At 42.8% G+C, this 9,726-nt stretch carries 13 protein-coding genes and 1 pseudogene; 6 read left to right on the top strand and 8 right to left on the bottom strand.

All coding sequences use genetic code 11. The features are described from left to right. The coding region (gene truD, locus PLA23_RS06455; protein ID WP_324474502.1) for a tRNA pseudouridine(13) synthase TruD at window positions 1–276 on the top strand (276 nt) is incomplete at its 5' end. A gap of 5 nt (window positions 277–281) precedes the next feature. Here the strand turns inward: truD and PLA23_RS06450 are convergent. Next, window positions 282–1,007, bottom strand: coding sequence for a RibD family protein (locus PLA23_RS06450; RefSeq protein ID WP_324474500.1), 726 nt, complete (start codon window positions 1,005–1,007; stop codon window positions 282–284). A gap of 109 nt (window positions 1,008–1,116) precedes the next feature. Between PLA23_RS06450 and PLA23_RS06445 the strand changes: the two genes are divergently transcribed. After that, window positions 1,117–1,749: a CDP-alcohol phosphatidyltransferase family protein gene (locus tag PLA23_RS06445; RefSeq protein WP_324329676.1), complete on the top strand. Its 633-nt coding sequence runs from the start codon at window positions 1,117–1,119 to the stop codon at window positions 1,747–1,749. On the opposite strand, the gene artA is transcribed toward PLA23_RS06445, so the two are convergent. Next, the gene (artA, locus tag PLA23_RS06440) at window positions 1,682–2,530 is read right to left on the bottom strand and encodes an archaeosortase A (RefSeq protein WP_324329675.1); all 849 of its coding nucleotides are present in this window, start codon (window positions 2,528–2,530) and stop codon (window positions 1,682–1,684) included. The two genes, PLA23_RS06445 and artA, sit on opposite strands and share 68 nt — an antisense overlap. Window positions 2,531–2,643: 113 nt before the next feature. On the opposite strand from artA, the gene PLA23_RS06435 reads away from it, so the two are divergent. Beyond that, on the top strand, window positions 2,644–2,961 hold the full coding sequence (locus PLA23_RS06435) for a transcription factor S (protein WP_324329673.1): 318 nt from the start codon (window positions 2,644–2,646) through the stop codon (window positions 2,959–2,961). 62 nt (window positions 2,962–3,023) lie between these two features. Here the strand turns inward: PLA23_RS06435 and PLA23_RS06430 are convergent, their stop codons facing one another. From PLA23_RS06430 to PLA23_RS06415, 4 genes are read right to left on the bottom strand one after another with little or no spacing between them, the layout of a single operon-like run. Beyond that, window positions 3,024–3,341 carry a hypothetical protein gene (locus tag PLA23_RS06430; protein WP_324329671.1) on the bottom strand — a complete coding sequence of 106 codons (318 nt, stop codon included), beginning with the start codon at window positions 3,339–3,341 and terminating at the stop codon, window positions 3,024–3,026. Window positions 3,342–3,378: 37 nt separating this feature from the next. Beyond that, entirely contained in the window at window positions 3,379–3,942 is a 564-nt protein-coding gene (locus PLA23_RS06425) for a YeeE/YedE thiosulfate transporter family protein (protein ID WP_324329667.1), read from the bottom strand. 3 nt (window positions 3,943–3,945) lie between these two features. Further along, window positions 3,946–4,461 (bottom strand): YeeE/YedE thiosulfate transporter family protein, encoded by a 516-nt coding sequence (locus tag PLA23_RS06420; protein WP_324474498.1) that lies wholly within the window; start codon window positions 4,459–4,461, stop codon window positions 3,946–3,948. Window positions 4,462–4,512: 51 nt separating this feature from the next. Further along, complete coding sequence (locus PLA23_RS06415) at window positions 4,513–5,277, bottom strand: type 1 glutamine amidotransferase (protein WP_324474503.1); 765 nt, start codon at window positions 5,275–5,277, stop codon at window positions 4,513–4,515. 43 nt (window positions 5,278–5,320) lie between these two features. Between PLA23_RS06415 and PLA23_RS06410 the strand changes: the two genes are divergently transcribed. Beyond that, window positions 5,321–5,929 (top strand): hypothetical protein, encoded by a 609-nt coding sequence (locus tag PLA23_RS06410; protein WP_324331335.1) that lies wholly within the window; start codon window positions 5,321–5,323, stop codon window positions 5,927–5,929. On the opposite strand, the gene PLA23_RS06405 is transcribed toward PLA23_RS06410, so the two are convergent. Continuing rightward, window positions 5,907–6,149 carry a hypothetical protein gene (locus PLA23_RS06405; protein ID WP_324331337.1) on the bottom strand — a complete coding sequence of 81 codons (243 nt, stop codon included), beginning with the start codon at window positions 6,147–6,149 and terminating at the stop codon, window positions 5,907–5,909. The two genes, PLA23_RS06410 and PLA23_RS06405, sit on opposite strands and share 23 nt — an antisense overlap. 57 nt (window positions 6,150–6,206) lie before the next feature. Next, window positions 6,207–7,715: a methanogenesis marker 14 protein gene (locus tag PLA23_RS06400; protein WP_324331339.1), complete on the bottom strand. Its 1,509-nt coding sequence runs from the start codon at window positions 7,713–7,715 to the stop codon at window positions 6,207–6,209. 473 nt (window positions 7,716–8,188) lie between these two features. On the opposite strand from PLA23_RS06400, the gene PLA23_RS06395 reads away from it, so the two are divergent. Together PLA23_RS06395 and PLA23_RS06390 are read left to right on the top strand one after the other, a co-directional pair. After that, window positions 8,189–9,385, top strand: coding sequence for an FprA family A-type flavoprotein (locus PLA23_RS06395; RefSeq protein ID WP_324331340.1), 1,197 nt, complete (start codon window positions 8,189–8,191; stop codon window positions 9,383–9,385). 21 nt (window positions 9,386–9,406) lie between these two features. Beyond that, window positions 9,407–9,726 (top strand): annotated as a pseudogene (locus PLA23_RS06390) (phosphoribulokinase); the annotation flags it as partial.

Genomic DNA, 9,726 nt, shown 5'->3' with positions numbered 1-9,726 from the left:
CCTGGAGGGTCATTTACGCCTGGACCAGGAACAGATGATCAGAATATTCAGTCTGTTCTGGAACAACAGGGAATCACCCCGGATATGTTTGAAACCGTATCAAAGGTACTGGATACCACCTTTGCCGGATCAGTCCGTCCTGTCATCATGAAAACAGATCTCTCGTATGAGATTGCTGATACAGATCCACTCATCAGATTCACTCTTCTACCTGGTCAATATGCAACTACTGTCCTGAGGGAACTCATGAAGGGAGACCCGTTGCATATGATTTAAATTTTTCAGGTTTTTATCACACGCCACTTCGTGATAAGGTTATCTCCGGCCAGATAATGCGAAGTCAGTTCCAGTTTTAAGAGATCAGTCACTTCCCGGGGATGAAGGCCGGTAACAAGAGAGGGGGTGTCTTCTCCACCGGCAATAAAAGGGAGATGAATGAGGACAAGTTCATCAATAAGATTCTCCTGGAACATGTGGCCGTTCAGGGTTGAACCTCCTTCAATCATCAGCGTATGAATGGCATATTTCTCATAAAGGAGCTTCATAAGAACATGAAGATCAACCAAATCATCTCCACAAACCTCAATATGAGCACCTTTCTCTGCCAATGCTTCACATTTATCCTTCTCTGCCCTGGCTGATACGGCAATAATGGTTGGCGCGTCAGGTGAGAGCACATGTGCGTCTGGAGAGATATCTGCTTTTGATGTAGGAATTACCCGTATAGGATTCTTTCCCGGAACATGCCTGACAGTCAGAAATGAGTCGTCAATTCTGATGGTATTTGCTCCGACCATTATTGCATCTGATTCAGCCCGTATCTGATGGAGTAATACCTCCGCCTCATGAGACATAAACTGCATCAGGAGCTTGGATGAAGCGCCCCGTGTTACCGTGAGTTTTCCATCAATGGTTACTTCTGATACAAGGGTAACATACGGGCGATTTGAATGGTCAGACATAGGTGGCAGTACTGTTTGATTGTACAGGACTAATATTTGCTGCATATGTGGAATTATTTCCTGGGTAGTAAGCACAACCTGCATCATCTTCTCAGTTCTGAATTTGCAATCATCGGCAGAAATATCTCATATCATTATCAACGAATGAGAAAGAATGAATATAACTGCATTTCGGTACAGGTTTATCAGGTATCTCGAGCCGATAGCAGAAATATGTAAAAAGAGCGGATTATCTCCAAACAGTATTACCATATTATCAATCCTATGCGGTTGTTTCTGCTCATTTTCCTATATTTTCCATTCATATTTCATCGGTAGTCTTTTTTTGTTCTGCTCTGCAATCCTGGATCTTGTCGACGGTTCTGTGGCACGGATGACCGGGCATGAAACACCGTTTGGGGCGGTCTTTGACTGGATTGCAGACAAATATGTTGACACTATCGTCCTTCTCGGAGTAGGTTTGTCTGGAATTCCCATCATATCAGGACTTTTGAATATCTCACCGGTCTGGGATTTTGGGGTAGTGGCTGTAGCCATTATCGGTTCAATGATGAATACCTTTATAAAACCGGTTACGTATGCGGAGATTGGATTTACCGAACGAAAAGAAGGAAAAATTGATGATCCGCTTGAGGGTATCGGTTTTTTTGGCCGTCCTGAAACGGTACTGGTTCTTGTTCTTGGGGGTCTTTCAGGATTTATCTGGATATCGGTCCTTATTATCGCAGTTTGTACTCATCTTTCTGCTTTTCAGAGAATTGTGTATCTTTATAAACGATACTCCTAAACTCGTTTTCATATGAGGATACAAGGGCCCTTGCAAAATCGCCCAGTGAGGGGATAAGTCTGAAAAGACTGTATGCCAGGACCACCAGAAAAATCAATGCAATTCCTTCGGCAAAGATGTTGTGTGCCCAGAAAAAACTTGAGTATCCATATTCAGGGTTTCCTGATATGTCCGGTAGCCATGCAAATAATTGACTGGTATAGGTGATGATCACGCCTGCATTCCGAAAGAGGTTGAGTATATATATTGTCGGGACGATGAGGAGAAATGCCAGACATTTTTGTCGGATGGTAGTAGGAACTGCTGATGCTACGCCGAGCATAATTGCTATCGCCTGAATACCGGTACATGCCAGGATTATTTCAACCCTGAAAAATCCACTCTGAAAGGTATTCCATAACACAAGATATACGGGATATCCAAGAAGTTGTAAAATGCCATAGGTATGGCTTATAACGGTTGCAATCAGAAAATTACCTATCGCTTCGATGAATGCAAATGGCGCATAAATAATAAATGCAACGCCAGCAGCTCTGGTAAGGCTTATTACTGCATTATCCTTCTTTAAAAGAAGCCGAATCGTTATGATTAAGAACGGGATAGAAAGGACCGCCATTACCGGATACAGAATATTACTCTCTTCGACCCATGAGGGGAGCCCGCCAATAAAAACGATAATGATAGTTATCCATGCAATAATGCCTGCAAGGATTCGATGTCTCCCTGGAATGAGGGCCAGGAGGAAAAAAAAGCAGGAAACAGGAATAAGGAGTTCAAACATCTCCCATATTGTCTGAATGACAATCAGATAATGTTTCTTACTCGTTGTCTATAGAGATGAGATGAGAGACCGGTGATGTATATTTTAAATGTTTCTTTATCAGACCTATAAGTATGTTTTGTGAGAAGTGCGGAAAATTACTAAAAAATAAGGGTGGCTCTTTCGTCTGTACCTCATGTGGCTGGGAAAAAGAAGGCCATGGTGAGACAAAAATGAAGATCACTGATAAAAGACGGGAGAAAGAGATTGTAATTGTTGATGATGCCGAATCAGTCCGGACCCTTCCAACCATCGCGGTAAAATGTCCCAATTGTGGGAATGGCGAAGCATTCTGGTGGCTTCGACAACTCAGGTCTGCAGATGAGAGTGAGGTGAGGTTTTTCCGCTGCACAAATAGCAAGTGTAATCATACCTGGCGTGAGTACGATTAACACCATTCAATATAGGTATTCACGAGTTCAGTCGTTTCATCGTAAATCGAACAGGAAAGAGATTAGATCTTTCTGTTTCCTTTTCTCCGGGTTGATGTCATAGAACGTCTGGTCTGGACAGATGTCCTGAACCTGAGTGATTCATTCACCAGACTTTTTACCCATGAATCAACTGATACTTCAATCTCTTCCGGCGTCAGATTGTACATGCAGGGCCATCTGATAAGATCAGAGAATTCATCCAGTTCCCACCGTCGCCTTTCTGTACCCTCTCTCTCATCCTTTCCCAGATTGCATCTTCCGGCATCGCCATCTGAAATAAGGACAAAGAAGGCACACACTGAGCAGGGTCGTATCTGGCGTTTTTCTGGTGGAGTCACAATCATTTTTTTGCAAAATTATTGATCTTTAAAATACTTACAACCCTAGCATCTGAAGGATGAATAAAACTCCTGACAGACAAAGTATAAATATCACCACTCCTATCCATCGTGGTATATGGAAAAGCTCCGGGATTGTTTCAGCAGGAAAAATTCCTATTGACAGGATCTTTTCATTTATCACAGGATAAAAATGTGCAAAGAGACCAGTTCCGATAAGGATTCCCACCGCTCCCCCAAGGAGTGCATCCATCTGCCCCTGTCCGATCGCACCGGCAACTGTCCCGGGGCAATATCCCAGCAGGCCAAATCCAATACCGAATAATAACCCGCCAATAACACTGGATCCTATTGAACCTGGAAAGGTATGAAATTCTATGAGAGTGAACGATTTCATAATATGAATACCGATCATACCCACCAGTATTGCAGAGACTATTACTTTTACTACCGTAAAATCAGTTAAAAGAAGTTGTCCAATGATGGTATCATAACTGGTAACACCCCCTTTCTGAAGACAAAAACCAAATCCGATGCCAATAAGAAGACCAAGTACCTTCTGAAGTCCGGCATTTTTGTGACATTCTTTAAGGTTCATCATCAATCACCTGGAGAAAAGAAGCATTGCAGTTCCAATCCCTGCCACGAAAAAACCCATCACTGCAATGAGACTTGCAAGTGACAACTGGGAAATTCCGGATATTCCATGCCCGCTTGTGCATCCCCAGCACCATCGGGCTCCAAGGCCCATGAGAATTCCACCAGCGAGCGCGGTAATAAACCGAAGAAAGATATTATCTCCGAATGCACCCTGAAAAACTGAAGGAACAAAGGATATGTGAAATGTTCCTGAAAGTATCGATGAAAAAAAGGATCCGAGTATGATCCCAAGAACCATCATCCACTGCCAGTCAATTTCCGGGTTAAACATTTTATAATATTCTTTGTTCTTCACCTTATCAGGGCAGATGAGACGTTCTATCATACCTGAAGTTTTAGAGAATGCAGTACTGCACCCAAGTGGCCGGTCTGAAAAAAGAAATGAACACCAGAGAAGAATACCAATCCCTGCTCCAGCCATATAGGGAGACCAAGTTGTCTCAAAGAGAAGATCAAGCATACCAATGATCTTATTTCATTGGATTTGAAGGGATCGTCTGATGGAAAATAATTAAAAAAATGTGTGTGAACCGGATGGATTCATATAACTAGCCATATACGGTAACAAGTCCTTTAAAAATGCATGCCCCATTTTACAGAGAGAAATTCTATTTAGTATATCTTCTTTAGGATACTCATACTCTCGTATTCCCGTATCCTTTTCCACGAGTGATAAAAAGCTTCTGATATCCTGCTCATCCAGTTCTGGATGAAACTGGAGACCCACGATGAAATGATTATATATAAAGCCCTGGTTTTGACATGATGCTGAAGAATAAATTGGAATTGCCTGATCCGGGATTGAAAATGTATCCTGGTGCCACGAAAAAACCATACATTCTTGCGGGATGATTGAAGAGAACGGATGATCCTGAAAAATCTCGTGGCGACGTGAGATTGAAATCCACCCATATTCTGGTGTGGGAAGTCGTGTAACTTTTCCCCCAAGTACATCAGATAGTAACTGAGCGCCTAGACAAATTCCTAAAACAGGAACATTCCTTTTTATGATTGAACCAATAAACTTTTTTTCTTCAATAAGCCAGGGATAGACATCATGTTGATAGATATTCATCGGCCCTCCCATAATAATGAGAAAAGATACCTCTCCAGGATCAGGGAGAGAATCCCCGTTCCATAGATGTATATTGAATACAGGAATTGAGCGATCATAAAACCACTGCGCAATAGAGCAGGGTTCTTCATACGGGGCATGAAGAAGCGCGAATACTTTTTTTTCTGCATTATCTGATTGAGATACAATGTGTTCAGGCATGTGAGAAATATTCATTATACCTGTTTACTCATGATACTATAGCATGAAATGTATCATCGTATCCGGAGTAGTTATTCTGACTCTCTTTTCCATCCTTTCTTTTTCAGTATACGCTGATATTCTGGTTCCTCCTTCTTTTATTGCAGGAGAACCGGTTGTCATTGAGGGAACTACGAACTTTAACACAGATAATTCGATTCATATTGACATATGGCCGGCCTCCTTTGGACCGAAAGCAAAGTATGAACCCTCAATGAGTGGAGGTGGGTCTGGAGTGGTTCCTGTTAAGCGGGGGAATAATTCGGAATATATCTGGAATGGAACCTTTGATTCTCAAGGCTGGTCACCTGATACCTATATGGTACGGGCAGAAGTCATCGGAAAAGGGTATGTTGAAACCGCGGTTTTTGATCTTGTAACGGACCAACCAGCTGGTCAGATACCAACAGGTCCAATAACACCTGCACCTGCTGTCAACCAGACAGAGGCGGTCCCTGATGTGACACCTGTCCCCACGAAAGAAAGTGAGACTGAAATAATTATTCAGACAACTCCGATGCAGACGCAAAAAAGTTCTCTTAATGGGATCACAATCGTGTTATCCCTGTGTATTCTGATGGGATGTGCCTTTATTGCGGGATCCCGTCGATAAATTCCTTTAATTTTTCTTTGAAAAATTTTTCTACCTCTATCATTGTCTCTTTTTTCCCTCTGGCTGCAATGAGATTGCGGACATCTCCCTCCATATTTGCAAAGGTTATCTTCTCTCCCCGTTCTACAAGTTCAATATCAAATTTTTCCAAAATATCGCGAATAATTGTGCGGGGTGTTCCGGGAGGAAAAACCAGGTCATATAATTGCTCATCTTCCATGGTTTTAAGGTTTATAAGTATTCAGGGATGAGCATTTCCCTTTGTATGAAAAGAGAATTATTTGCCGATAGCAATCCGCCTTGACATAATACATTTTCCCCCTCTGACTCCTCCGATTGGTTTGTCTGGTTTGCCCAGCGAATTCATGCATCGTCCCATAAGTGCGGCACCCCGTGCAAGACCATCATCAACAAAGACAACGTGGTCAACTGGATTTTGAAAGAGTTTTCGTTCGATAATGCCCTGAAGAATATACTCCGGTTTCTTCCCGGATATTGCAGCTCTCCCGGTAAATCCGATAGAACTTTCAGGATATATCATACCAAGCTCCTGTACCACATCGATCATACGAAGGGCCATCTGGGCACACACACGATCGATTACTTCATTTAATACCGGTAATGAGTGTTTTGTAATTACTTCGTTTCCTATTTCACCCAGTTTTTCAAGGTTGGAACCGTTCACCCCTGCATCAACACCGATTAAGGCGACTCCGGATTCCTTAGCAACTTTGGCATAAACGGGAACCATCCCATATCGCGTTCTATCTTCCGGAACCACTTCGACAGATATCAAATCATGACATGCATCCACATATGAGCGGACAATATTTGATGATTTTCTGGATCCGAGAACCGTGGATAATCTGCTCTTCTCTCCGAAAATATCCAGGGCTGTCCCGTTCTTTTTATTAACAAGACCGGTTCCTTTTACGATGGCATCAGGGATAGCCCCGGCCAGACCACAGATATTGCCGATTGTTTTTGCAAATGGATTTGTGGATTGTGGATCGACTCTGGAAGTGATCCGGCCATCCAGGGTAGTTCCAAAATCTATGGAGATGCATGGGTTGCGAAAATCAACAGGAGTCCATTTTGCACCTTCCTTAATCCCCGCCATGGCCAGTTCACCCTCCATTTCATTGGCAACCATCTCGACTCCGGTTGTCCCCTGAGGGGGAACGACTCCGGCAACCGCTCCGGAGAAATTGACCCGGTCAGCAAATGAAAACGGCTGTAATTTTTGTGGCTGGTTCATCTTTGACATCGGAGGTGTCATCTTTTTGGGTGGAACTCCGGCCTCAAGGCATCCGTTTGCAAGGGCAATAATAAAATCTCCGACCTGATCCGGAGAATCCATAGCAGCAACAACCCCGGTACTTCGGACGACAAAATCAAGGTCTTTTTTAATATCCAGTTTTGCATCTTTATGGCATTTGATTAATGTGTCACGCACCAGTTCAGTGACAGATTCGCGGGTCAGTTCGGTTCCGTCAAGTGTTCTGCCAAATATCTCTTCTCCAGGAGCTGGTGGCCTGACATCGCGGCTCATACTGACCGTTTTATTAATAACATAACACATACCGGTCTCAAGATTTACCCCGGTCAGAATACATTTTGTTGTAGTATTCCCCATCTCCACCGACGCAACAATGAAGTAGGGCTTTTCATCATATTCCCGGCATTCCATACCCGGCCCCCTGATAATAAGGGGTGGTGGAGGACTTTCGACAATGTGGGGTTTCGGATGTGGTTTAAAAATTTTGTCGAAGATTCCAGGATTCATAAAAACCAGTGATTCCGGGTGTACGATATATGTTTCGATTTGAATGCCGATAATAGAGTATATCTATAAATGGAAGGCATCTCAGAACAATAACCTATGGCAGATCCTCATGTATGCCAGAATTGTCAGTTCTGTATCCCTATCCTTGGTAAAAATAAAGAGGTTTTACGACTTGAGTGCTGGAAAAACCCTCCTGTTCCGATATATGTAGGAAACGATAATGAAGGCAAATATAAAATAATCCATATCAGGCCAAAAGTTGAATCCACATGGAAATGTGCTGAGTGGAAGGAAAAAAAGATGGGATTCTGGTAAGATTTCCCCGGTTTTTTACCTTCATAATAATCGGCAGGGTATTCCCCGCATAATAACTGGAAACAGGATATTCCTACAGTTTAGAAAGATATACTTCCAACAGGTTTTTTAATGTACTTGCCTGCGTATATATTCAACAGAACTATTGAGGTTTGTATATGGTAGTCAGAAAAATAAAAGAACGCATTTTCTCAATCGGCACTATTGACTGGGATAGAAGACTATTTGATAGTCTTATCCCCCTGCCGGATGGGACATCATATAATTCTTACCTTATCAGAGGGAGTGAGAAGACGGCCCTTATTGATACGGTTGATCCCTCCTCCGAAGAGGAGTTTATCACCAACATTGTTCGTGCCGGATGTGATAGGATTGATGCAATCATTATCAATCACGCCGAACAGGATCATGCAGGATCTCTCCCCATATTACTTGAATTGTTTCCGGGAGCAAAGGTCTATTGCACAGAAAAATGTAAAGACCTTATCAATCATCTTCTGGATGTGCCTGCCGGCAGGGTCCAGGTTGTAAAAACTGGTGATGTACTCCATCTTGGTGATATAACTCTCGAATTTTATGAATATCCATGGGTACACTGGCCTGAAACCATGGTTACCTACAGTCCGGAGGAGAAAATTCTCTTCTCCTGTGATCTGTTCGGCTCCCATTTTGCGACATCTTCACTGTACATGAATGAGCCATGTAAGATTGAGATTGCAGCCAAGCGATATTATGCAGAAATAATGATGCCGTTTCGCGGGAGCATAAAAAAACACCTCGAATCCATCTCGAATATGGATATACAGATAATCGCACCAAGTCATGGGCCGCTCTATCATGATCCAGAGTGGATTATTGATAAATACAGGCAATGGACCGATGATACCGTCAGAAATAATGTACTCATTCCCTATGTTTCCATGCATGGAAGTACTGAACGAATGGTTCGGACGCTTACTGAACTGCTCATGGAACGGAATATTGGAGTAAAACCATTTCATCTTACTGATGCAGATACCGGACTTCTGGCAATGGAACTGGTTGATGCTGCAACTGTCATACTGGCAACACCAACAGTTCTTTTCGGACCTCATCCGGTGATGGTAAATACTGCGTATCTTGCAAATTTAGTCAAACCCAAAACAAGGTATGTATCTGTTATCGGCTCGTACGGATGGGGAGGGAAGACCATCGATGCGCTCACGTCGATGATACCTCACATAAAAGCAGAATTGATACCTCCGGTATATATTCAGGGAGCTCCGGATGAGAAAACCAGAGATGAACTGAAACGATTAGCCGATACGATTGCCGAGAAACATGCGTCAGATCCTTTAGTCACGGATAATTACTAAATAACACTTTGTGGAATCTGAATGACGCAGCCAGAAAATTTCCGGGAGGTTATCCGGCATTCTCCTCTTATCTATCTCATAGGAGTGGCAGGCGATTCAGGATCAGGAAAATCAACATTCACAAAGGCAATATCAGATATTTTCGGGGAAGAACTGGTCACATCTATAACGGTGGATGATTACCATCTCTATGATCGCAAAACCAGGACAGAGATGGGGATTACCCCCCTGCTTATATCTGCAAATAATCTGAATCTTCTTGAAGAACACCTGCAGGAGTTAAAAAAAGGAAATCCTATTCGAAAACCTGTATACCTGCATGATCATGGAACCTTTGGTGA

Source organism: Methanospirillum sp. (genome assembly GCF_035406105.1).
GTDB lineage: Archaea > Halobacteriota > Methanomicrobia > Methanomicrobiales > Methanospirillaceae > Methanospirillum.
The sequence above is the reverse complement of the archived record's forward strand: the minus strand, read 5'-3'. Positions and strand labels throughout refer to the sequence as shown.

What these genes read in the sequence shown, in the direction of transcription:
- PLA23_RS06450 (WP_324474500.1), bottom strand. Translation starts at nt 1,007, where the DNA reads ATGCAGCAAATATTAGTCCTGTACAATCAAACAGTACTGCCACCTATG.
- PLA23_RS06445 (WP_324329676.1), top strand. Translation starts at nt 1,117, where the DNA reads ATGAATATAACTGCATTTCGGTACAGGTTTATCAGGTATCTCGAGCCG.
- artA (WP_324329675.1), bottom strand. Translation starts at nt 2,530, where the DNA reads ATGTTTGAACTCCTTATTCCTGTTTCCTGCTTTTTTTTCCTCCTGGCC.
- PLA23_RS06435 (WP_324329673.1), top strand. Translation starts at nt 2,644, where the DNA reads ATGTTTTGTGAGAAGTGCGGAAAATTACTAAAAAATAAGGGTGGCTCT.
- PLA23_RS06425 (WP_324329667.1), bottom strand. Translation starts at nt 3,942, where the DNA reads ATGATGAACCTTAAAGAATGTCACAAAAATGCCGGACTTCAGAAGGTA.
- PLA23_RS06420 (WP_324474498.1), bottom strand. Translation starts at nt 4,461, where the DNA reads ATGCTTGATCTTCTCTTTGAGACAACTTGGTCTCCCTATATGGCTGGA.
- PLA23_RS06415 (WP_324474503.1), bottom strand. Translation starts at nt 5,277, where the DNA reads ATGCCTGAACACATTGTATCTCAATCAGATAATGCAGAAAAAAAAGTA.
- PLA23_RS06410 (WP_324331335.1), top strand. Translation starts at nt 5,321, where the DNA reads ATGAAATGTATCATCGTATCCGGAGTAGTTATTCTGACTCTCTTTTCC.
- PLA23_RS06405 (WP_324331337.1), bottom strand. Translation starts at nt 6,149, where the DNA reads ATGGAAGATGAGCAATTATATGACCTGGTTTTTCCTCCCGGAACACCC.
- PLA23_RS06400 (WP_324331339.1), bottom strand. Translation starts at nt 7,715, where the DNA reads ATGAATCCTGGAATCTTCGACAAAATTTTTAAACCACATCCGAAACCC.
- PLA23_RS06395 (WP_324331340.1), top strand. Translation starts at nt 8,189, where the DNA reads ATGGTAGTCAGAAAAATAAAAGAACGCATTTTCTCAATCGGCACTATT.